The 23,218-nt window shown below is 61.5% G+C and carries 20 protein-coding genes; 14 read left to right on the top strand and 6 right to left on the bottom strand.

The annotated features are described in order from the left end of the window. Positions 1–5: 5 nt before the first annotated feature. From BUC36_RS10230 to BUC36_RS10220, 3 genes are read right to left on the bottom strand one after another with little or no spacing between them, the layout of a single operon-like run. Complete coding sequence (locus BUC36_RS10230) at positions 6–662, bottom strand: YqiJ family protein (protein ID WP_073274299.1); 657 nt, start codon at positions 660–662, stop codon at positions 6–8. Then, complete coding sequence (locus BUC36_RS10225; RefSeq protein ID WP_073274297.1) at positions 662–1,324, bottom strand: PspA/IM30 family protein; 663 nt, start codon at positions 1,322–1,324, stop codon at positions 662–664. The genes BUC36_RS10230 and BUC36_RS10225 overlap by 1 nt, the downstream gene beginning before the upstream one ends. A gap of 29 nt (positions 1,325–1,353) precedes the next feature. Beyond that, the gene (locus BUC36_RS10220) at positions 1,354–1,809 is read right to left on the bottom strand and encodes a hypothetical protein (RefSeq protein WP_073274295.1); all 456 of its coding nucleotides are present in this window, start codon (positions 1,807–1,809) and stop codon (positions 1,354–1,356) included. Positions 1,810–1,982: 173 nt separating this feature from the next. Here BUC36_RS10220 and BUC36_RS10215 point away from each other — a divergent pair, with 173 nt between their 5' ends. The 10 genes from BUC36_RS10215 (at position 1,983) to BUC36_RS10170 (ending at position 16,348) form a co-directional block, all read left to right on the top strand. Beyond that, complete coding sequence (locus BUC36_RS10215; RefSeq protein ID WP_073274293.1) at positions 1,983–3,365, top strand: nicotinate phosphoribosyltransferase; 1,383 nt, start codon at positions 1,983–1,985, stop codon at positions 3,363–3,365. A gap of 299 nt (positions 3,366–3,664) precedes the next feature. Next, the gene (locus BUC36_RS10210; RefSeq protein ID WP_073274292.1) at positions 3,665–5,296 is read left to right on the top strand and encodes a TldD/PmbA family protein; all 1,632 of its coding nucleotides are present in this window, start codon (positions 3,665–3,667) and stop codon (positions 5,294–5,296) included. Between the two features lie 137 nt (positions 5,297–5,433). After that, positions 5,434–6,771: a TldD/PmbA family protein gene (locus BUC36_RS10205; RefSeq protein ID WP_073274289.1), complete on the top strand. Its 1,338-nt coding sequence runs from the start codon at positions 5,434–5,436 to the stop codon at positions 6,769–6,771. 27 nt (positions 6,772–6,798) lie between these two features. Next, positions 6,799–8,430 carry a TldD/PmbA family protein gene (locus BUC36_RS10200; protein ID WP_073274287.1) on the top strand — a complete coding sequence of 544 codons (1,632 nt, stop codon included), beginning with the start codon at positions 6,799–6,801 and terminating at the stop codon, positions 8,428–8,430. A gap of 179 nt (positions 8,431–8,609) precedes the next feature. After that, entirely contained in the window at positions 8,610–9,323 is a 714-nt protein-coding gene (locus BUC36_RS10195) for a DUF4159 domain-containing protein (protein ID WP_073274284.1), read from the top strand. 6 nt (positions 9,324–9,329) lie between these two features. Next, complete coding sequence (locus BUC36_RS10190; RefSeq protein ID WP_073274282.1) at positions 9,330–10,340, top strand: AAA family ATPase; 1,011 nt, start codon at positions 9,330–9,332, stop codon at positions 10,338–10,340. Positions 10,341–10,358: 18 nt separating this feature from the next. Continuing rightward, on the top strand, positions 10,359–11,255 hold the full coding sequence (locus tag BUC36_RS10185; RefSeq protein ID WP_073274280.1) for a DUF58 domain-containing protein: 897 nt from the start codon (positions 10,359–10,361) through the stop codon (positions 11,253–11,255). Continuing rightward, positions 11,255–12,457: a BatA domain-containing protein gene (locus tag BUC36_RS10180; RefSeq protein WP_073274278.1), complete on the top strand. Its 1,203-nt coding sequence runs from the start codon at positions 11,255–11,257 to the stop codon at positions 12,455–12,457. Before BUC36_RS10185 ends, BUC36_RS10180 begins: the two co-directional genes overlap by 1 nt. Next, positions 12,441–14,660, top strand: a complete 2,220-nt coding sequence (locus BUC36_RS10175) for a hypothetical protein (protein ID WP_073274275.1) — start codon at positions 12,441–12,443, stop codon at positions 14,658–14,660. The genes BUC36_RS10180 and BUC36_RS10175 overlap by 17 nt, the downstream gene beginning before the upstream one ends. After that, positions 14,657–16,348, top strand: coding sequence for a hypothetical protein (locus BUC36_RS10170; RefSeq protein ID WP_073274273.1), 1,692 nt, complete (start codon positions 14,657–14,659; stop codon positions 16,346–16,348). Before BUC36_RS10175 ends, BUC36_RS10170 begins: the two co-directional genes overlap by 4 nt. Before the next feature lie 8 nt (positions 16,349–16,356). Here the strand turns inward: BUC36_RS10170 and BUC36_RS10165 are convergent, their stop codons facing one another. Beyond that, a complete protein-coding gene (locus BUC36_RS10165) occupies positions 16,357–16,896 on the bottom strand; it encodes a lipocalin family protein (RefSeq protein WP_234994942.1) in 540 nt (179 codons plus the stop codon). 369 nt (positions 16,897–17,265) lie between these two features. After that, positions 17,266–18,042: a ferredoxin--NADP reductase gene (locus BUC36_RS10160; protein WP_073274271.1), complete on the bottom strand. Its 777-nt coding sequence runs from the start codon at positions 18,040–18,042 to the stop codon at positions 17,266–17,268. 124 nt (positions 18,043–18,166) lie between these two features. On the opposite strand from BUC36_RS10160, the gene BUC36_RS10155 reads away from it, so the two are divergent. Then, on the top strand, positions 18,167–19,054 hold the full coding sequence (locus BUC36_RS10155; protein ID WP_073274269.1) for a LysR family transcriptional regulator: 888 nt from the start codon (positions 18,167–18,169) through the stop codon (positions 19,052–19,054). 334 nt (positions 19,055–19,388) lie between these two features. Here BUC36_RS10155 and BUC36_RS10150 read toward each other — a convergent pair whose 3' ends face one another. Continuing rightward, on the bottom strand, positions 19,389–20,861 hold the full coding sequence (locus BUC36_RS10150) for a RimK family protein (RefSeq protein WP_073274267.1): 1,473 nt from the start codon (positions 20,859–20,861) through the stop codon (positions 19,389–19,391). Between the two features lie 148 nt (positions 20,862–21,009). On the opposite strand from BUC36_RS10150, the gene BUC36_RS10145 reads away from it, so the two are divergent. The 3 genes from BUC36_RS10145 (at position 21,010) to BUC36_RS10135 (ending at position 23,218) form a co-directional block, all read left to right on the top strand. Continuing rightward, positions 21,010–22,137, top strand: coding sequence for a GNAT family N-acetyltransferase/peptidase C39 family protein (locus tag BUC36_RS10145; RefSeq protein ID WP_073274265.1), 1,128 nt, complete (start codon positions 21,010–21,012; stop codon positions 22,135–22,137). Positions 22,138–22,269: 132 nt separating this feature from the next. Continuing rightward, entirely contained in the window at positions 22,270–22,767 is a 498-nt protein-coding gene (locus BUC36_RS10140) for a hypothetical protein (protein ID WP_073274263.1), read from the top strand. A gap of 52 nt (positions 22,768–22,819) precedes the next feature. Next, positions 22,820–23,218 (top strand): hypothetical protein, encoded by a 399-nt coding sequence (locus BUC36_RS10135; RefSeq protein ID WP_073274258.1) that lies wholly within the window; start codon positions 22,820–22,822, stop codon positions 23,216–23,218.

Genomic DNA, 23,218 nt, shown 5'->3' with positions numbered 1-23,218 from the left:
TCCTTTTAGTTATTTACCAGGTGCTGGTTGGTCGGGCGAATCACGCGGAAATTGGCTCCGCGCTCTTCCACCAGCAACACCTGCTCTCCCTGACTGAAAGTGTCATCTGCATCCGGCTCCACCATCACATAGTGGGTGGTGCCGAACTCGTCGCTGAAGCGCGCTTCCGCCGGCGAGCCGGCAGTGGCCTCGCCGATGGTGATGGTCGCCACGCGGCCGATAAAGGATTTGCGCCCGACCGCCTCGGTTTCATCGCCAACGGCGAAACGCCGCAACAGGTTGCCGACAAAGCGCACCTGCGGCAGCGCCAGCAGCAATACCGGAATCGCCAGCAACCAGGACGGCAACAGGAAGCCGGCCAGTGACTCCACGAACATCTGGATCAACAGGCCGGTGGTACCGAAGGCGACCAGAAACGCGACCAGTAGAATCAGTGCCGGCACTTCACCAAAGCGCAGCCAGCCGAGGAACTTGGTCAGCACGCCGCCGGCCTCGGTGTCGGGCGCATCCAGGTCGACGTCGACATCCGGCAGCAAATTGTCGAGCAGATCGGAAATACCGACACCGATCAGCATCATGACCCCTTCCAGCACCGCGATCATCAGCATCAATACCAGCGCGCCGGTAAACAGCAGGTTGCCGTCTTGAAGCAGGAAAGCCATTAAGCCTCCGATTTAATTTTTGCCAGCCGCTCCTTGATGCGGTTGTTGCGCGCCAGCTCCTCGAGTTCGGCCAGCTTGCTCGCGTCGGCACTGGATTGAGTCGTGGGCACACCGGCATTTTCCAGCACGCGACTGAAGGCGCCCTCGGCCTGATCTACCTTGTCGGCGGTACTGCGGCTGCTGCCGCGCTGCTCGCCACTGGCACCGTTGCCGGCGTGCTCGCTGGCCACGACAAAATCGCGCAGCTGTTCGCGCATGTCGCGCTTCTTGCCCTGCAGTGCCCCAATGTAGGCGTTCAGCTCACTGATTTCCGCATCGGCATCGGCGATGGCTTTTTCCAGTACCGGCAGTTGCGCCTCGATATCCATCTGCTTGGCGATCGCGGCCTCGGCCAGATCATCGCGACTCTCTTTCACCGCAATATCGATCTGCTCGGCCAGCGCGCTGTGGCGATTGTTTTCATCGTTGAGGGTTTTGCTGCTGAGGTATTTGGCCGCTTCGGCCTTGCCCAGCTGATCACGCACCTCGGCGATGGCATCGTCGATCTCGCGGATCGCCTGTTCCATTACCAGTTGCGGGGTGGCGTTTTCCACAGAGTCCACCAGCGCGTTGGCGGAGGCGGATATCAAGCGGGAAATGCGTTTTACCAGTCCTTCTTTCATTGTTTTCTCCTTCCGTTTGTTTCATTTAACTATTTGTTCAGCAGGCTATCGAGCGTTTTTTTAATCCTTGCGGCAGATTCGGGATCGGCGCTGCGCGGGCCGTCCTGCAGCGCGAGTAACAGAATTTTTTCCAGGAAGGCCTCGACGGCGGGCAGCGACTTCCGCTCCAGTTGCGGCGCCATCGGATCCTCATCGGCACAGCTCTGCACCGCCGCGGCACCTTCGGCGAGCAGTTCCAGCAGCGCTTCCACCAATAGGCTGCGATTGTCTTCCTCCGCACAGCGGGCCTTGATCGGCAGCACGGCTTCGGCGGAGGCGATATAGGCGCGCGCAAAGCTGTGCATGCCGACGAAATCCCGGGCCATGGCGATCAGCTCGCGCACTTTTTCGCTCTGGGTAACGGCGCCGTTGCGGTCGATGGACATCAGGTAGGCATAGTCGTCCGCCGACAGGCGCGCCGATATGGATTGGCTTTTATTGAGCATGATATTCCCTTCTCTGCGATGTATACAAAAGTACACACACGTATGCGGGCGGTCAACGCCTATCCGACGAAATATTTTCCCAACGATGAATGACGCGCCAGGGAGGCAGCTTTTTGCGCTTGTGCTTTGCTTTCTAGATGAGCAGTTGCAACAGCCGGCAAGCGCCCGATTGAATGTCCATCCACAACCTGATTCTCAACGTCGACAGTTACAAGGCGAGCCACTACCTGCAGTATCCGCCGGGCTCGGAGTTTGTAAGCAGTTACATCGAATGTCGCGGCGGCGAGTTTGTCGAGGCGGTTTTTTTCGGCCTGCAGGCGTTTATCAAGCAGTACCTGCAGACGCCGATCAGCGCCGCGGATATCGACGAGGCGGAGGCGATGCTGCACGCGCACGGGCTGCCGTTTCACCGCGCCGGCTGGGAGCACATACTGCAGGAACACGGCGGCCAGCTGCCGCTGGAGATCGCCGCGGTGCCGGAGGGCACTGTGGTGCCGCTGCACAATGTGATGCTGCAGATAGTGAACACCTGCCCCAGCTGCTTCTGGCTGACCAGCTATATCGAGACGGCGCTGGTGCGCGCCACCTGGTATCCGATGACGGTGGCGACGCAGAGCCGCGAGATCAAGAAAATCATCGCCGGCTACCTGGAGGAGACCGCCGATTCGCTCGACAATCTGCCGTTCAAGCTGCACGACTTCGGCGGCCGCGGCGCCAGCAGCCTGGAGACGGCGATGCTCGGCGGCATGGCGCACCTGGTGAATTTCCAGGGCACCGACACGGTTTCCGGCCTGGTGGCCGCGCGACAGTTCTACGGCGCCGATATGGCCGGCTATTCGATTCCCGCCGCCGAGCACAGCACCATGACCGCCTGGGGCAAGGCGCGCGAGGCGGATGCCTATGCGAATATGCTCGACCAGTTCGCCGGCCCCGGCAAACTGGTGGCCGTGGTCAGCGACAGCTACGACATCTGGAATGCGATCGAGAATATCTGGGGCGGCGTGCTCAGGGAGCGCGTCATCGACAACGGCGGCACCCTGGTGATCAGACCGGACTCCGGCGAACCGGTCTCGATAGTCACCGAGAGCCTGGAGCGGCTGATGCGCATCTTTGGCTATACCACCAACCGCAAGGGCTACCGGCTACTGCCGGATTTTATCCGCGTGATCCAGGGCGACGGCATCTCGCGGCACTCGATCCCGAAAATCCTGCAGGCGATGAAGGAGCGCAAACAGAGCGCCGACAATGTCACCTTCGGCATGGGCGGCGCGCTGCTGCAGAAGCTGGACCGGGATATCCTCAGTTTCGCGATGAAAGCCAGCGCCATCCGCATCGACGGCCACTGGCACGATATCTACAAGGATCCGGTGACCGGTCCGGAGAAAAAGTCCATGCGCGGGCGCCTGGCGCTGATCACCAATGCCACGGGCGACATGGAGACGGTCCGCCTCGAGGAACTCGGCGAGCGGCAGAATCTGCTGCAGCCGGTCTACCGCGACGGGCGGCTACTGACGCAAACCAGCTTCGATGAAGTGCGGGAGCGCGCGGCGCTGTAGCACCCAGTATTTCCAATACTGCCATTTCACGACGCACCACATTGGCCCGGGCCAATGTTGAATACGCCGCCAGCGCCCGCGCCAACCATTCGGCTCCACCAGCCCTCAACTCAACGCCTCATCGCTTTACAAACCGCGGCCGGCGCGATTAGCTGTTCCTTTCGACCGCTGGCGGTTGCGCCGACCGATCTGTGTTAGCGTAAGGCCCACGGGCTGCCCCCGCGCAGCGGACAATAACAATAACCAATCTCCCGACTACGCCCTCGGCGACCCTCGCGGTCGGGAGCTCGGGGAGGACAATGGACAGAAGAAAATTCCTCAAGCTCGCCGGTGTCGGAGCCGGCGGTATCATGCTGCCCGTCTACGGCGTGCCGGTGTCCGCGGCACAGCTCGCCGGCAACGGTATGGACGTGGGCCAGAAAAAAGTCCTCGCCGACGTGGTCCTGAACACCGCCCGCAAGGCCGGTGCCAGCTACACCGATGTGCGCATCGGCCGCTACCTGAACCAGTACGTGCTGACCCGCGAAAAGAACGTCGAGAATATCGTCAACACCGAATCCTTCGGCGCCGGTATCCGCGTGATCGCCAACGGCACCTGGGGCTTCGCCGCCACCAACGACCTGACCCCCGACGGGATTGCCAGGGCCGCGCGCCAGGCCGTCGCCGTGGCCAGGGCCAATGCCAAATACCAGAGCGAGCCGGTACAGCTGGCACCGGTGAAGGGTGTCGGCGAGGTGTCCTGGCAGACGCCGATCCAGAAGAACGCCATTCAGGTGCCGATCAGCGAAAAGGTCGACTACCTGATGGAAGTGAACAACAGCGCGCTGAATGCCGGGGCCAGCTTTGTCAATTCCGCCCTGTACCTGGTCAACGAGCAGAAGTACTTCGCCTCCAGCGACGGCTCCTATATCGATCAGGACGTGCACCGCCTGTGGGCACCGATGCAGGTGACCGCGGTGGACAAGAAGAGCGGCGCGTTCAAGACCCGCGATGGCCTGAGCACCCCGGTGGGCCTCGGCTACGAGTACCTGGATGGCCGCGAGGAAGACAAGCTCCACGGCCAGACCACGCTGTACAAAGATTCCTACGATATGGTCGAGGACGCGCAGCTCGCCGCCGAACAGGCGAAGGCGAAGCTGTCGGCCAAGTCGATCGAGCCGGGCAAATACGACCTGGTACTGGAACCCCTGCACCTGCGCCTCACGATTCACGAATCCGTCGGCCACCCGCTGGAACTGGACCGCGTACTCGGCTACGAGGCCAACTTTGCCGGCACGTCGTTTGCAACGCTGGACAAGTGGCGCAGCGGCAAGTTCAAGTACGGCAGCGACAAGGTTAATTTCTTTGCCGACCGCACCCAGCCCGGCTCCCTCGGCGCCGTCGGCTATGACGACGAGGGCGTGAAAGCGAAGCGCTGGGACCTGGTCAAAGACGGCGTGCTGGTGAACTACCAGGCCACCCGCGACCAGGTACACATGATCGACCAGAAGGAATCCCACGGCTGCTCCTACGCCGACAGCTGGTCCAGCGTGCAGTTCCAGCGGATGCCGAACGTGTCACTGGCGCCCGGCAAGGAAAAATACTCGGTCAAGGACATGATCCGCGACGTCGAGAAAGGCATCTACATTCTCGGCCGCGGTTCCTACTCCATCGACCAGCAGCGTTACAACTTCCAGTTCGGCGGGCAGCTGTTCTACGAGATCAAGAACGGCGAGATCGTCGGCCAGGTGGAGGACGTCGCCTACCAGTCGAACACCCAGGAGTTCTGGAATTCCTGTAGCGCCATCTGTGACGAGAGCGACTACCGCCTCGGCGGTACCTTCTTCGATGGCAAGGGCCAGCCGAGCCAGGTGAGCGCCGTTTCACACGGCTGCGCCACCACCCGTTTCGACAAGATCAATGTAATAAACACCAAACGGAAAATTTCGTAAGGATTTTTGATTAAACCCTTGTGGGAGCCTGCCCTGCAGGCGAATTCGCGAGCGGGGCTCGCTCCCACACCAGGCTCGAAGCTTGGTCAGGTTTTCCAAAGTATCGGCGAACAAAAATAATTTTTTGGAGCAAAAAAATGGCAATTTTATCCAGAAGTGAAGCGAAGCAAATTCTCGACAAGGTGCTGAAATACAGCAAAGCGGAAGCGGCCAGCGCGCAGCTGACCGGCGCTGAGACCGGCAATATCCGCTACGCGCGCAACAGCGTGTCCACCAGCGGTATCGTCAACGATATCGAGCTGGCGGTGGAGGCGCGCTTCGGCAAGAAATCCGGTATCGCCACCATCAACGAGTTCAGCGATGCCTCGCTGGAAAAAGTCATGCGCCGCGCCGAGGAGCTGGCCAAGCTGTCGCCGGACAATCCAGAGGCCATGCCGCTGCTGGGCGAGCAGAAATACATGAGCGTCGACGGCTTTGCCAAATCCACCGCGGACATGACGCCGGATCAGCGCGCCAAGGCTGCCGCCGACTCGATCATCGCCGCCAAAGAGAAGAAGGTCGTCGCGGCCGGTTACCTGGAAGATGCGCGCTCCTTTGCCGCGGTCGCCAACACCAATGGCCTGTTCGGCTACCACGCCGCCACCTCCGCCAACTTCACCGTGACCATGCGCACCGAAAACGGCCTCGGCTCCGGCTGGGCGCAGAGCGACGTATCCGATTTCGCCGCGATGAGCACCGGCAGCGTATCCGGCGTCGCCATCGACAAGGCTGTCATGTCCCAAGAGGCGCGCGCACTGGAACCGGGTAAATACACAGTGATCCTGGAACCGAGTGCGGTATCCGGCCTGGTCGGTTTCATGATGTGGAACTACGACGCGCGCAGCGCCGACGAGGGCCGCAGCTTTATGAGTAAGAAAGGCGGCGGCAACCGTATCGGCGAGAAGATGTTCGACAAGCGCGTGCACATCTACTCCGATCCCGCCGACCTGAACGTGCCGGCCATGCCGTGGGCGGAAGACGACCATATGGCACTGGAGCGCGTCGACTGGATCAGGGACGGCGTGGTGCAGAACCTGCCGCGCAGCCGCTACTGGGCCAGCCAGTCCGAGAACAAGGACAAGGCGATTCCGCAGCCGAACAACCTCATTATGGTTGGCGGGGACAAGTCCACCGAGGAGCTGATCAAGAACACCCGCCGCGGCGTGCTGGTGACCCGCACCTGGTATATCCGCATGGTGGATCCGCAGTCCCTGCTGCTGACCGGCCTGACTCGCGACGGCACCTTCTATATCGAAAACGGCAAGATCAAATACCCGATCAAGAATTTCCGCTTCAACGAGAGCCCGGTGATCATGCTGAACAATATCGAGGACATGGGCCGCGCCGAGCGCGTGGGCATGTGGGGTTATTCCGCGATGATTCCCGCACTGAAAGTGCGCGACTTCACCTTCAGCAGCCTTTCCGACGCCGTGTAACGGCCACAGCTAAACGAGGATTCCGAAATGGATAGAAGAAAGTTTCTCCAGCTGAGTGGCGCCGGTCTTGGATTTTCCATGCTGCCGCTGTCCGGTATCGCAGTGGCGGAAAGCAAGCTGACCCAGAGTGGACTGGATGTCGCGGTCAAGAAAGAGCTCGCGGACGCCGCCCTGAATACGGCGACCAAACTCGGTGCCAGTTACGCCGACGTGCGCATCGGCCGCTACCTGAACCAGTACGTGATCACCCGCGAAATGAAAGTACAGAACGTGGTCAATACCGAATCCATCGGTATGGGCGTGCGCGTGATTGCCAACGGCACCTGGGGTTTCGCCGCCACCAATGACATGACCAGCGACGGCATCGCCCGCGCTACCGCGCAAGCCGTTGCCACCGCCAAGGCCAACTCCAAACAGCAGAAGGAGCCGGTGGAACTGGCACCGGTCAAGGGCCACGGCGAAGTCAGCTGGCGGACGCCGATCCAGAAAAACGCCATGCAGATTCCGCTGGCGGAAAAAGTCGACCTGCTGATGGAAGTGAACAAGTCGGCACTGGATGCCGGTGCCAGCTTTATCAATTCCATGCTCTACCTGGTCAACGAACAGAAGTATTTCGCTTCCACCGACGGCTCCTATATCGATCAGGACGTGCACCGCCTGTGGGCGCCGATGCAGGTCACCGCGGTCGACAAGAAGGACGGCGGCTTCCGCACTCGCAATGGCCTGAGCCAGCCGGTGGGCCGCGGCTTCGAATACCTGGACGGCCGCGCCGAGGACAAGATCCAGTCGCAGACGGTGCTGTACCGCGATTCCTACGATATGGTCGAGGACGCGCGCCTGGCCGCCGAGCAGGCGCAGGAAAAACTCACCGCTAAATCCGTCACGCCCGGCAAGTACGACCTGGTACTGGACCCCAGCCACCTGTGGCTCACGATCCACGAGTCCGTCGGCCACCCGCTGGAACTCGACCGCGTGCTCGGCTACGAGGCCAACTACGCCGGCACCTCCTTCGCCACCATCGACAAGTGGCGCAGCGGTAAATTCCAGTACGGCAGCGACAAGGTCAATCTGTTCGCCGACAAGGTACAGCCGGGCTCACTGGGCGCGGTCGGCTACGACGACGAGGGCGTGCAAACCGGCAACTGGGACCTGGTGAAGGACGGCGTGCTGGTGAACTACCAGGCGATCCGCGATCAGGTGCATATGCTCGACCAGAAGGAATCCCACGGCTGCTGCTACGCGGACAGCTGGTCCAGCGTGCAGTTCCAGCGCATGGCCAACGTGTCGCTGCTGCCGGGCAAGGAGGAGCTGAGTGTCGACGACATGATCAAGGACGTCGAGAAGGGTATCTACATCGTCGGTGCCGGTTCCTTCTCCATCGACCAGCAGCGCTACAACTTCCAGTTCGGCGGCCAGCTGTTCTACGAGATCAAGGAGGGCAAGATCGCCGGCATGCTCGAGGATGTCGCCTACCAGTCGAACACGCAGGAATTCTGGAATTCCTGTTCACAGATCTGTGACAAGCGCGACTACCGCCTGGGTGGCTCCTTCTTCGATGGCAAGGGCCAACCGGGCCAGGTCAGTGCCGTGTCCCACGGCAGTTCGACCACGCGTTTCGACGGCGTGAATGTGATCAACACCAAGCGTAAGCTCGGCTAAATTGTTGGCGCTGTCTGCGTAGGAGCCTGCTTGCAGGCGAACAGGGGCGGAGCTCCGTAGCCTTTCGCCTGCAAGCAGGCTCCTACAGCGCACAGCACTTTCAATGCAATTCCGTAGGATGGGCAAAGCGCAGCGTGCCCATCCTACATAGATGTCGAAGTCCCGTTGCATTAATAAGCATGTCCCTCACCCGCAAGCAATTTCTACACAGCCTGTTGCTGGGCAGCTGCGCCGCCGCGCTGCCGCTGGGCCTGCGTGCGCAAAATGCGGCACGGGAGCACTATGATTTTTACTTCACCCGCCTGATGTACGAATCCGGCGACTGGGACGTGGACCAGCGCATGCCGTCCAATGTGCTGAACTCACTGGTGGAGTACACCAACCTGAAGGTCGACCCGAGCGAGCGCATAGTGCCGCTGGCGGATCCGGAAATGCTGCTGGCGCCCTTCTGTTATCTGGCCGGGCACAAGCTGGTGGAATTCACCGAGGCCGAGGCGCGCAACTTTCGCGATTACGTCAATCGCGGCGGTTTCGTATTCGTCGACGACTGCAACCACGATATCGACGGCCTGTTTGCCAAATCGTTCGAGGCGCAGATGGTGAAACTGTTCGGCGAAGACTGCCTGCAGAAACTGCCGGACAACCACGACCTGTACCACTGTTTTTTCCAGTTCGACGAGCTGCCGGTCACCAGCTTCGAACTGAACGGCTGGGGCGACGACCTGGTACACGATTACCTGAAAGCCATCGTCATCGATGGGCGCATCGCCGTGCTCTACAGCAACAAGGATTTCGGTTGCGAGTGGGATTACGACTACCGCAACAAACGCTGGCTGGCGATCGACAATACAAAATTCGCCGTGAACATTGTTATCTACGCACTGACAAGCTGAACCGCCATGTCCAACACCATTGAAACTACTATTGAAGAGTCCATCGCGCAGCGCCTGAATGGCCTGGAAACCCTACGACAGGAAATCGGCAAGGTCATCGTCGGCCAGCGCGAGGTGGTGGACCAAATGCTGATCTGTCTGCTGGCCCGCGGCCACGCACTGCTCGAGGGCGTGCCCGGTCTCGGCAAGACCTTGCTGGTAAAGACCCTGGCGGACTGTACCGAGCTGGCCTTCAAGCGCGTACAGTTCACCCCGGACCTGATGCCGGGGGATATCCTCGGCAGCGAGATCCTCGAGGAGGATCACTCCACCGGCAAACGCTTCTTCAAGTTCCAGCGCGGCCCGATTTTCACCAACGTCCTGCTGGCTGACGAAATCAACCGCACGCCGCCGAAGACTCAGTCGGCACTGCTGGAATCGATGCAGGAATACTCCGTGACCGTCGGCGGCGAGACCATGGCGCTGCCGGAGCCCTACTTCGTGCTGGCGACGCAGAACCCGATCGAGCAGGCCGGCACCTACCCGCTGCCGGAAGCGCAGCTGGACCGTTTCCTGCTGAATATTCATATCGACTACCCGACCGAACAAGACGAGATCGAAATATTGCGCGCGACCACCGGCGCCAGTGCGGCAAAACCGCGGCCGTGCCTCGACGCCGCCGGGCTGCTCGAAATGCAACGACTGGTGCGCGAAATTCATATCAGCGACGACCTCTTTCACTACGTCGCGCGCCTGGTGCGCGCCACCCGCAGCGGCGAAGGTGGTGAATCTCAACTGCAGCAGTGGATCAAGTGGGGCGCAGGCCCGCGCGCCGGCCAGGCGCTGATCCTGGCGGCCAAGGCGCGCGCATTCCTGCAACAGCGTTTGTCGGTGACCCGCGCGGATATTCAGGCACTGCTGCTGCCGGTACTGCGCCACCGCATACTGCTCAGTTTCCACGCCCAGGCGGATGGCGTCACCGTGCAGCAGGTACTGGAAAAGCTGCTCGCCGCCGTGCCGGAGCCGGGACAGGACTGATACCGTGGAGCCGGCTCTGTGAAACTGATCGACCCGCTGACACTCGCCAGCACCCGCGATCTCGCCTGGCTGTCGCGCCATATTGCCGAGGGCATGCTGCTGGGCGTGCAGCACAGCCAGCGCCGCGGTGCCGGCATCGAGTTCCAGCAGTACCGCAGTTACGAGCCGGGGGATTCCATTCGCCATATCGACTGGAAGCTGTTCGCGCGCTCGGACCGCTACTATGTGCGCGAGGCGGAACAGGAAAGCCAGATGCATGTGTGCATCGTGCTCGATACCAGCGCGTCGATGGCGCAGCCGAGTTTTGCCTATCCCGAACTGACCAAACTGCAGTACGCCAGGTGCTGGATCGCGAGTCTGTGCTGGCTGTTGCACAACCAGGGCGACCGCTTTTCCCTGCTGGCACTTAGCGATTCCGGCATACGTTACCTGCCCGAGGGCCAGGGCGAGGGGCACCACCGCCGCCTGGCACTGGAACTCGAGGGACTCGAGGCCGCTGGTCACTGGCCCGGTGAAAGCCGACTGGCCAGTGTCTGGCAGTACTTCGAGCAGCCCTGCCAGGTGGTGCTGGTCAGCGATTTTTTCGAACGCCATGACAACGGCGAGATCAGTGCCTTTGCCGCCCGCCTGCACGCGGCCGGGCGGCCCTGCTTGCCGCTGCAGCTGCTGGTGGAAGCCGAGGAGACATTTCCGTTCGACGGCGAGCTGAAAATCCGCAACCCGGAGGCCACCGGCATTCTCGAAGTCGGTGCGCAGCAGCAGCGCGGCGATTACCTGCGCGCCTTTGCCGCCGCACAGCGGCAACTGGCCGCGCGCTTCGCCGGGCAGGAGTGTCCGCTGACCAGTGTCGCCATTGAGCAACCGCTGGAACAGTCACTGCGGCGCTTTATCGACGCCCATGCGAGGGTCGGCTGATGCAGTGGTTGCCGGCTTCCCTGCAATCGCCGCTGTGGCTGTGGCTGCTCGGTGCGCTCGCGATCCCGCTGCTGATTCACCTGCTGCGCCGCAGCAACCCACGCGAAATCACCTTCGCCGCCGCCCATTGGCTGCGGCAGAAGCCACAGCAGAACTGGAAACGCCTGTTCCTGCGCGACAAGTTGCTGCTGTTGCTGCGACTGCTGTTAATTGCCCTGCTGGCGCTGCTGCTGGCGCAGCCGTTGCTTAACCGCGATGCGCAGCCGGAAAAAAGTATCCTGTTGGTCGACCCGCGCATGGAACGCGCGGAGTTGCGCGAATTTCTCGATCGCAATTTCTCCGGCGACGAGACCTTTACCGAGATCTTCTGGTTGCAAGCGCGTCCGTCACCGATCGCCGAGCAGCGGCCGCCGGCACCGGACCTGTGGCAGACGCTGTCCGCTCTCGCCGACCAGGCCGCGTTCCGCCGCGCACATATCCTGCTGCGCAGTGACAACAACCCCTCCGGCCGCGGTCTGTTCAAATTCAGCCCGCACTGGCAGTGGCATGCAGTGCAGCAGTCGGGCAGCGGCGACGACCCAAATGCGCCGCGCATTGCGCTGCTCGGCGACGGACCAGCCTGGCTGGAACCGGTAATGAGACAGTGGCGGAACACGGCGCAACCGCAGTTGGCGCTGCAGCAGTTGACCACAACGGCAGCGGCGGATGCGGAGAGCCTGGACTGGCTGATCTACGACACGCCCGGCCCACTGCCCGAAAGCCTGCACGATTTTATTCGCGACGGCGGCCTGCTGATCACCGATCAGCGGGTGCAACCGGCCGCCGCGGTGGATTTTGTCGCGCTCGAAACAGAACCGGGCGAAATTCTGCAGGCGGCGGCCATCGGTCGCGGCAGCTGGTTGCGCTACCGGCACGACTGGCACGGCGAGCAGTTTTTCCGCCGCGCCGACCTGCCCCGACGCCTGTGGCAGCAGTGGTCGGCGCAGGACTGGGCGCTGCAATCCCGCAGCCGTGCCAACTGGTCGATCGATGCACCACCGGGCATTGCCGTGCCGGACACCGACGTACCGCCGGCGGCGCGTGCCACCATCGAGCGTCCGCTGCTAGTCGCCCTGCTGTTACTGCTGGCCCTGGAACGCTTGCTGGCACTGAGCGGCGCAATGCGGTTCGACGCGCGGAAGATAGGTGAGCAGCGTGACTGAACTGGCCCGGCGAATTCTCGGACGTGCGCACAATCGCTGGCGGCACGGCAGCTTGCGACCTTACCTGTGGCTGAGTCTGCCTGTCGGGGCTGCGGTCGCCGCCGGCACTGCCTATCTGCAGTGGCCGAGCTGGCTGGCAGTCGCCTGCGTGATAGTTATCAGCGTGGCGCTGTTACTGGACCGCAATTGGCGCCTGTCCTCCGCCGAACTCTGTCAGCGGCTGGATCGGTGCTACCCACAAATGCAGGACAGCAGTCAGCTGTTGCGCGCCGCACCGGAGACGCTGGCGCCGCTGGCTCGACTGCAGCGCCAGCGCGTCGCCACTGCCCTACAGGATATTTTGCAGCGGGGTGAACTGAAAGAATTCCGGCCCGCCTGGCACCGCAGCCAGCTGGCGAATGCCGCCGGTGCCTGTCTCGGCCTGCTGCTATTTGTCGCGCTCGACGGCCTGCCGCAAAGACATGCCACCGAGACAGTATCCACAACGCCGAACTCGATCGCACCGCAATCGATCGCCATTGCGAAGGCCGTTACTGAAATTCAACCGCCCGCCTACACCAAGCTGCCGCATCAGACACAGGCGCTACAAGTGACTGCAGTGGAAGGCGCCCGTATTACCTGGCAGATCGAACTCGACGGCGCCGCAGACGGGCTGTCGATGCTGGCGGCAGAGGAGGAATTTGATTTTGCGCCGGCCGATATTTTGCCGAGCCGCCGCTGGCAGTTGACCCGTACCGTCACCGCTGCCGACTTTTATCAACTGGCGGTAGACAGCGATGGCGAGCAAAAACTGTTGCCGGAAATTCACAATATTGAAATCCAGCCGGATCGCGCACCGGAGTTTTCCTTCGACTACCCGCGGGACAATGTCACCGTCGTCAGCACCGGTGTAAACGATTCATCCGCTCTATTGCAGGTGAGTGTCGAGGTGGCGGATGACTTCCGGGTAAGCGATACGGAACTGCTGATTACGCTGGCCAGTGGCAGCGGCGAAAATGTCCGCTTCCGTAACGATGCGATTAAGCTGCAACCCAGCGAGGATACCGGCAAGAAAAAACGCTACCGCTTTAGCATACCGGTAACGCGCTATGACATAGAACCGGGTGACGAGCTGTACTGGTTCCTGCAGGCGCGCGACAACCGCGCGCCGCAGGCCAACGTGGTGAAGAGCCAGCATTTCATCGTGCGCTGGCCGCACGAAGAGATTTTCGGTCTCAGCGATGCGGAGGGTATGGCGATCAAGGTATTGCCGGAGTATTTCCGCAGCCAGCGGCAGCTGATCATCGATACCGAGGCACTGCTCGCCGAGCAGGAGCAACTGGCCCCGGCGAAATTCCGCGCGCGCGCCGAATCCCTGGCCTACGAACAGAATCTGCTGCGCATGCGTTACGGCCGCTTCCTCGGCGAGGAGGACTCGGCGCTGGAACACGGCGGCGATGCGCATGGCGATGACACTCAGGGAGAGCACGGCGCAGACCATGCCGAAACACACAAGGCAGAGCACGGCCGCGGACAGGAAGCGGAACACCGCGCGCCGCCGGTGCAGTTCGGCGACGATGCCGGCATTGTCGCCGCCGCCGGCCACCAGCACGGCGACTCGGAACACGCGACACTGTTCGACCCGCAGACGAAGGAACTGCTGCGCAGTGCACTGAATGCCATGTGGAGCTCCTGGCGCGAGCTGTCGGTGATCGAGCCGCGCGCATCCCTGCCCCATCAGCATACGGCGCTGCGCTTTATCAAGGAGGTGCAACAGGCCTCGCGTATCTATCTGCAGCGCGTCGGTTTCGAGCCGCCGCCATTGGACGAGACCCGCCGCCTGAGTGGCGAGCTCGACGAAGTGGCGCCGCCAGCCGTTCGCGCCGCCGCCGGCAGCGGCGAGCGCGCGGAAATCCTTACCCTGCTGCAGCGGGTGCGGGACGGCAATGCACTTGGCGATGAGGTTGTCACAGAGCTGCAGCGATGGCCGTCGGTGCAGGCGCAGCCGCAATTGCAGCTGGAACTGTCGAAGGCACTGCGCGTGTACCGCCAGCAACTCGGCTGTAACGAGTGTCGGCAGCAACTCACAGCCTTGCTGTATCAGCTGCTGCCGGAACCCCTGGCGCAGCCGTCGCTGCCGCGCCTGCGCAACGCCGGCGGCGAGTTCGATCAGTGGCTGCAGGCACTGCAGCATAGCGGCGATAACGCGGAGGTGCGCCGATGATTCAGTGGCTCATCCCGCTCGCTGCCGTCGCGCTGTCGATTTCCCTGTGGCTGGTCATACGCCGACGCGCAAGCGTAGCGCAGCGGATCGGTGCCGCCCTGACACAGGTATTGATCTGGGCGGCTGCCTGGACGCTGTTGCAGCCGCCCGCGCTGCTGCCGGCGCCGCAGACTGCAACTCTGCAAAGTAGCGAGCCAATGGCACTGACAGCGGAACTCGCGCCGGCGGAAATCGCGGCCCTGCAAACCCTGCATGTGAACGGCGACGGACTGCGGCGCGACGCGCTTTGCGACCTGCCGCCGGTGCGACTGGCATCAGCGGCAAACACTGTCGCGCCGACGTGGCGCGTCGACTGGCCGCGGGAATTACTGTTGGGGGATGCGGTGCGCCTGCAGATCTCCGCCGACACCGCGCTGGATAGCACCGCCAAACTGACGCTTGAAGATCCCTTCGGTGGTGTGGTCGACACTGCGACGATCGCCGCGGGCGCGAAAATGGCAGCGGCGCTGACAGCCGTACCCAAGCTCGAAGGTCCGCAGCTTTACCAGCTGCGCATCGAAACCGTTGTCGGGGGTAAGAGCGAAATTCGTCGCGAACCGGTGCCAATAGTGGTGCACAGTGCCGAACAACCGACAGTGCTGCTATGGCTGGCACGGCCGTCGTTCGAGACGGCGGCCCTGGCCCGCTGGCTGCGGCAGTCCGGCGCGCCCACGCAGGTCATCACGCAACTGGCACCGGCGGTAGTGCGGCGCGAAACCTTCAATGGTCTGGACAATAGCGCCAGACAACCGTTGGATGCCGCCGGCCCCTTCGACCTGGTGATACTCGACAGCCGACTGTGGCCGCAGCTGACAACGGCGCAGCGCAGCGAATTGCCGGACATCGCCGCACGAAAGTCGCTGTTGTGGCTGGTCGGCGACGACGGTCCGCGCAGCTTTGTCGACTATGCCGCTGCGCAACAGATGCGGTTGAAAGCAACCGACACTCAGACCGCGAAAAGTCCGTTCGCTAATGACGAGTTGCCGATGCTGCGATTGCGCGGCTATCAGCCACAGAAAATTCAGGCAGGCGATCTGCAACTGCACGGAGACAACAGCGTCCTCTACTGGGGGCGCAGCAAGCCGGAGGGCACGCTGGGTTTTGCAATGTTCGGCGACAGTCACCGCTGGCCTACCGCCGGATATGCGACGGATTACGCGCGGCTGTGGAAAGCGGTATTCGATCACCAGCTCGCACGGCGCGGCAGCCGTACACCGATTACGCTGTCGACCGCACTGCCGCTGGCCGGCCAGCGACTGACACTGTGTGGCAGCGCATTGACCGACAGCACACCACCTTTACTGCGCGCAGTGTCTGCAGAGGAAAATTCGGAGACGCCGCTAACCGGAATTGCCGCGGCAGAAACTGACAGCGGCTCCTGTTATTCCTACTGGCCGGCGCAGGCGGGCTGGTATCGCAGCGACGACGAGCGCAATCCGTTTTCTCTGTACGTATTCCCGACCGAGGCGTGGACAGAGTGGGACAGAGGGCTGAAACGTACGCAGACGCAGCAGATGGCCAGCGCGCGTCTCGGCCCGGCGACGCAGGCAAAGGCTCCGCAACGGCCACTGCCAATACACTGGCCGGCGCTAGCCCTGCTGTTACTGCTGAGTTTTACCTGGTGGCGGGAACGCAGTGCACTGCGCTGACCGCTGGTCTACGGAAGCGCTGGCGCTGCGGCCTGATCCACAAAAATCAGCCGCTCGGTTGGATAGCCGAGTTCGGCGGCGCGCTGGACTAATGCACTCACCGTGCCCTGCGGCAAGCTGGGAGTGCGGGACAGTATCCACAGATAGGATTTGCTGTAGCCGCTGACCAGTGCGTACTGATAGTCCTTATCCAGTTCGACGATGACATAGGACGCGTAGAAGGGGCCGAAGAAAGAAACCTGCAGGTGCCCGGTATCTTCGCGGTCGACAAAAGTCGCCCGCCCCTCGGCCTGCTTCCATTTGTCCTGCTCGCGGGAATAGCCGCGGTTGACGACGCGCACCGAGCCATCGGGATTGCGGCTGTATTCTGCCGTGACCCGGGACAAGCCGCGCTCGAAAGAGTGATCGAGCCGCGCTATCTCATACCAGGTGCCGAGATATCGGTCGAGCTGAAAGTTCTGCACCGGCGCGACATTTTCCGGCACACCGGTGCAACCGGCGACGCCCAGTAGAAATACGCACAGGAAAAATCTGAAAATCTTCGTCACCGATGTACTCCCGCCAATGCCAGTCGCAGCTGCTGCGCCGTGTTGCCCACCTGGTGTTGTACGCCCTGCTTAGAGAGTAGGATCAGTGCAGCGGCTTTTCAGGTATAAAAAAACCACCCGGAGGGGTGGTTTGCAAAAAACAGGTAGAAGACAACTCGTTACCTGTCACTTCACTGGAGACGTGACTGTAGCCGGTCGGGCGACAAAACACCGGGGTCGACACTCCGAAAACATTTAACGTCCCGGTCTCTCCCTGCGCGCAATCCATCGCGCAGATACTCTCGAAGTACCGACGCCGGTATTCTGTCTCTTTCTCGTAGGAAACTGGTGGTGCGCGGCGATAGCGATCGGCGCGCACCACAGGCGGATCTATTTCTCGACAAAAGCCCGCTCGATGACGTACTCGTGCGGTACGCCGGCGCGGGTTTCGCGGAAACCCCAGTCGTCGAGAATGCCGGTCAGATCCTTCAGCATCGCCGGGCTGCCACACAGCATAAAGCGGTCCTCTTCGACGTTCGGCTGCGGCACGCCCAGGTCCTGGAAGATCTTGCCGGACAGCATCAGGTCGGTCAGACGACCGTTGTTGCGGTAGGGCTCGCGGGTCACCGTCGGGTAGTAGAGCAGCTGCTCGCGCACCATCTCGCCGAAGTACTCGTGACTCGGCAGCTCGTTTTCGATGTAGTCCTGATAGGCCAGCTCGGATACATGGCGCACCCCGTGGGTCAGGATCACCTGGTCGAAGCGCTCGTAGACATCCGGATCCTTGATGATGCTCATGAAGGGCGCGAGTCCGGTACCGGTGGACAGCAGCCACAGGCGCTTGCCGGGCAGCAGGTGGTCGGCCACCAGGGTACCGGTAGGCTTGCGGCTGACAAAGATCTCGTCACCGGGTTTGATATTCTGCAGCTGCGAGGTCAGCGGGCCATTGGGCACCTTGATGCTGAAAAACTCCAGCTCATCCTCGTAATTGGCACTGGCAATAGAGTAAGCGCGCAGCAGCGGGCGGCCGTTGTCCTGCTGCAGGCCGATCATCGTAAAATGGCCGTTCTCAAAGCGGAAACCCGGATCGCGACTGGTCTTGAAGCTGAACAGTGTGTCGTTCCAGTGATGGACTTCCAGCACCTTCTCTATATTCAAATTAGACATAAGCTTAGAACTACTTATTCCTGAACTCTCTTAATGATTGAATTCTAGCTCTGGAATATCTATAGGCAAAATGGGATATTTGGATATTCCTTATCGATTATATTAATGAGCACAGGGACTCATTATGCGCTATTCCCTCCGCCAGCTGGAGGTGTTCCTCGCCTGCGCCCACTACGAGAACGTGAGCCGTGCGGCGGAGAGCCTGAATATGTCCCAGTCCGCCGCCTCCACCGCGCTGAAAGAGTTCGAACAGCAGTTCGAGCTGCGCCTGTTCGAGCGCACCGGCAAGCGCCTGCGCCTGAACGAGCTGGGCCGCCAGCTGTGGCCGCGGGCGGAGGAACTGCTGGAGCGGGCGCGGGAACTGGAACAGACCCTGGCCACGCACCGCGACCTGGGGCGGCTGAAAATCGGCGCCACCCTGACCATCGGCAACTACCTCGCCGCCGGCGTCATGGCCAGCTATATGGAGGAGCAGCCGGGCACACGGGTGGAACTGGAAGTGGCCAATACCGCCGCCATCGCCGAGCGGGTACTGAATTTCGAGCTGGACCTCGGCCTGATCGAGGGCGAGCTCAACCACCCGGACCTGGAGATGATTCGCTGGCGCGACGACGAGCTGGTGGTGTTCTGTGCGCCGCAGCACCCGCTGGCGGGTCGCAAACGGCTGTCTGACAGGGACCTCACCGCCGCCACCTGGATCACGCGCGAGTCCGGCTCCGGCACCCGCCAGACGTTCGAGCGCGCCATGGCGGGCCTGGTGCCACAGCTGCATATATTGTTGGAGCTGCAGCATACCGAGGCGATCAAGCGCGCGGTTGAGGCGGGTCTGGGCATCAGCTGCCTGTCACGGGTATCGCTAGTCGATGCGTTTAAACGCGGCTCGCTGGTGGAGCTGCCGGTGCCGCAGCGGGACTTCCGCCGCGAATTTTATTTTGCCCTGCATCGGCAAAAATATCGCAGCACCGGAATTGAGCGCTGGCTGGAACTGTGCCGGCAGACTTCCGGGGAATAAAAAAACCACCCGCTCACGGGTGGTCAGACTCTTGATAAACCCTGTATTCCGCTCTGAGTTGGTGCGGTGGCGGCCAAGCACTAGGGCGAGTATTTCGAAACGCTGTGAATACATCCCTGTAAGCTCCGTCGGCGACGGTCCGGCCGCTGCACGCATTCGCGGCGCCTTCGGCCCTGTCGCCGACGGTTCGAAATACTCGCCCTAGCACTTTGCCTTAAATTTTGACTGCATAACTTTGTCAGCAACCAGACCACCCGCTCGCGGGTGGTTTTCTTTTTGCAGCGCCCAGCCAATCGAACTGCGGCAGGCGCACTGGGCGCGCTAAGTCGAAGCGTCAGTTTTCGTGTCCGGCGCGCCGCGCGTCCAGTCGGCGTGCAAACTCTTCGAGTATCAGCCGGTAGAGTTCGCGCCCCAGGTATTTATCCTCGACGCCGCTGTCGATCGACGGATTGTCGTTGACTTCGATCACGTAGCCCTTGCCGGCGGACTCCTTTACATCGACACCGTAGAAACCGTTGCCGATCGGCTTGGTCGCTTTCAGGGCGGCCTGCAGCACCGCCTTCGGCACTTCAAACGTGGGCAGTGTGGTAAAGCCACCGCTCACACTTTTCTTGTTGCCGTGGTTGTAGATCTGCCAGTGATTCTTCGCCATGTAATAGCGACAGGCGTACAGCGGCTTGTTGTTCAGCACGCCGATGCGCCAGTCGAATTCCGTATAGAGAAATTCCTGCGCGAGCAGCAGGCTGGATTCGGCAAACAACTCGTCCAGTTTGTGCCGCAGGTCCTCTTCGGTCTGAACCTTTACCACGCCGCGGGAAAAGGACCCGTCGGGAATTTTGACCACCATCGGCAGACCGAGCTCGGCCAGCGCCTTCTGCAGGCTCTGCTCGTCGCCGCGCCTGAGGATGCAGGTCTTCGGCGCAGGGACCTTGTGCGTCGCAAACAGGTCGGCCAGGTAAATCTTGTTGGTGCAGCGCAGGATACTGGTCGGATCGTCCAGCACCACCAGGCCCTCCGCCTCGGCCTTTTTCGCAAAGCGGTAGGTGTGGTGGTCGATGGCGGTTGTCTCGCGAATAAACAGCGCATCGAATTCCGGCAGGCGCATATAGTCTGCCGGCGTGATTATTTCCACGGAGAAGCCCAGTTCGCGGCCGGCGCTGGCAAACTTTTTCAGCGCACTCTGGTCCGAGGGCGGCAGCGCCTCTTCAGGATTCACCAGAATCGCCAGATCGTAGCGGGTGTTCGCGCTCTTGGTGCGCGGTCGCCACACCTGGTTGCTGAAGCTGTCCAGCGCGTCGGCGAAGCGTGTCTCCTCTTCCTCGCTCAGCTCGCGGTGCGAGCAGATGCGCAGGTCGGCAATCTCCCAGGCCTTGTCGCAGGCCAGGTGAATTTCCAGTACCGGGCAGGCAAAGCGGTCGAACAGCAGTCGCGCCAGCGGCTGCAGGGCCGGCTCGGCGCACTGTCCGAAGTAGGACTTCACCACCAGGTGGGCATCCGGCTCGTCCGGCTTCTTCAACTTGCTCAGCGCGGGCACCAGAGGCGCCAGCTGCAGCTTGTAGAGCTGCGGCACCGACAGGTCATTCAGGGTGCGCACGCTCGGCAGAACGTGGTGGCTACGGGCCTCCGCGAGCAGAGAGCAATAGTACCCCTCGGAACGATAGTCGTAGTCCGCGCACAGGTTGATCACCCGCACGCGCTGCTGGCGGGCGGGCAACTGTAGATAGTCGGCAAAGGTGATCACGCGCTCGCTGGGGTAGTAGGGAGCCCAGTCGTCGAGCTGGTCGATCACGATTAGCACCTGGGACATGCAAATAGGCGCCTCAAGTAGGGAAAGGTCAACAGGGCGAAAGATAGAAGAAATTTTGTCCAGCTCCTATCTTTTTTTAACGCTTTTGATAATGTTGCCAGGCCGCACCTTCGCGGTGTCCTGAGCCGCCGCCAGGCGGGCCCTAACCATGTCTGCGCAATCCTTCCCCACCTTCACGATTCGCCCCGCCGCGCCCGCGGACGTGCCCGCGCTACACGTCCTGGAGCAGGCCTGTTTTGAGGGCGACCGCCTCAGCCGGCGCCGCCTGCGCCACTGGGTGGGCGCGGAGAACCGGGTCTTCCTGGTGGCCGAGCGTGCGGAGCAGCTGCTCGGCTATGTACTGGTGCTGCTGCGCCGCGGCACCCGCCTCGCGCGACTCTATTCCCTCGCGGTGGGCCCGGCGGGGCGCGGCCAGGGTATCGGCAAGGCGCTGCTGGTCACCGCCGAGGAAGCCAGCAGCCAGAGCGGCCGCCTGTTCATGCGCCTGGAAGTGGCGGAGGACAACCATTCCGCCATCGCCCTCTACCAGCAGCTGGGTTACCGCACCTTCGGCAGCTATCCGAACTATTACGAGGACCAGGGCGACGCGCTGCGCATGCAGAAACGCATTCGCTACCGCCCGGAGAACCTGCACAGCCTGGCAGTGCCCTGGTACGGGCAGACCACCGAATTCACCTGCGGGCCGGCGGCGGCGATGATGGCGATGGCGGCGCTGCACCCCGACTATCCCCCATCGGTCAGTGAGGAGCTGGCGCTGTGGCGCGAAGCGACGACGATTTTTATGGCGTCCGGACACGGCGGTTGCCATCCCATCGGCCTGGCGCTGGCAATGCAGCGACGCGGCTTCGACTGTGAGGTGTACCTGAACCAGACCTCGCCGCTGTTCGCCGACGGCGTGCGTTCGGCGGCAAAAAAATCGGTGATTCAGCAGGTGGACGCGGACTTCCGCTCTGCCGCCAGTGCCAGTGGTATTGCGGTGATCGAGCGGGAGTTCACCCAGGAACAGCTGCAGCAGTGGCTCGAGGAAGGCGCCCTGGCACTGTTGCTGATCAGCACCTACCGCCTGGACGGCAAGAAGGTGCCCCACTGGGTGACGCTGACCGGCATCGACGAGGAGTGCCTCTACGTGCACGACCCGGATGAAGACGACGAACAGAATCCGCTCGACAGCCAGTATCTGCCAATCGCGCGGGATGACTTTGCAAAAATGTCGTTGTTCGGCCGAGAGAGGCTGCGCACTGCGGTGGTGGTGCGCTGGTTCCCCAGCGCCGAATAGCTCCGCCCTCTACTTTGGCCCGTTCGCCATTTCTGGTAACTTTGCTGGCGTGCTTGATCGATAACAGCGCGACCGGAGACCCATCGCGACAATTCGAATGAACAAATAACAATCATTGTTTTGGGGAAATTTATGCAGACAGCAAAAGCAGCCCTCTTCCTGGCTGGGGCCCTACTGAGTGCCTCGACGCTGGCACAGGACGATGCCGCAATCAGCATCAACCAGAAAGCGGAATACTACGATACCAAGGTGATCGCTCCGAATATTGTTCGGGAGTGCACCAACCTGGGGTACAAATTTTCCGATTCAACGAAAAAATTCCTGGAGAAGTATGGCTTTTCTGCCGCACTGCAACCAGAGCAGGATCTGCAAACCGAGGGCTTCAATCTCAAGCTGAGCATTCTCAACGCCACCAGCTCCGGCAATGCCTGGAGCGGCCACCGCAAGTCAGTCACCATCGAGGCCGAACTCTATAAGGACGGCGAGCTGATAGACAGCTTCCAGAACGCCAGAAATTCCAGCGGCGGTTTTGGCGGCGGATTCAAGGGCTCCTGCGACGTACTGGAGCGCTGCGTGCACACGCTAGGCAATGACGTCGCCAAATGGATCAAGAAAAAGCATCAGGGTTAGCCCTAACAAACCCTGCAAATAATATTGTTTAATCGAAACCTTAGGTAAATCCATGCATTCATTCGCAAAGGTATTTTTTGCCATGCTGCTCGCCGCGGTACTGGCCGGTTGTACCAGCAACCCCCTGATGAACATCAACGACAGACCGGTTCCAAACCGTCTGGATGGCTCGACTCAGACTCAGGAGTCCGTAAGGAAAGGCATTATTGCCGGCTGTGTCGACAAGGGCTGGACCTGCCGGGAAATTTCCCCGGGACTGATAGCGGCATCCATCAATGTGCGCAAACACCGTGCCGATGCCGATATCAGCTATGACGGTGACAGCTACAGCATCACCTACAAAAACAGCGAGCTGCTGGATTACAACAGCCGGCGCAACACCATTCACAGAAACTACAACCGCTGGATAGCCAACCTGGACAGCGCTATCGCCAAGCGGCTGACTCTGTAA

Origin of the sequence: Microbulbifer donghaiensis (assembly GCF_900129095.1) — a bacterium.
Lineage (GTDB): Bacteria > Pseudomonadota > Gammaproteobacteria > Pseudomonadales > Cellvibrionaceae > Microbulbifer > Microbulbifer donghaiensis.
This window is presented reverse-complemented; position numbering and strand designations above follow the sequence as displayed.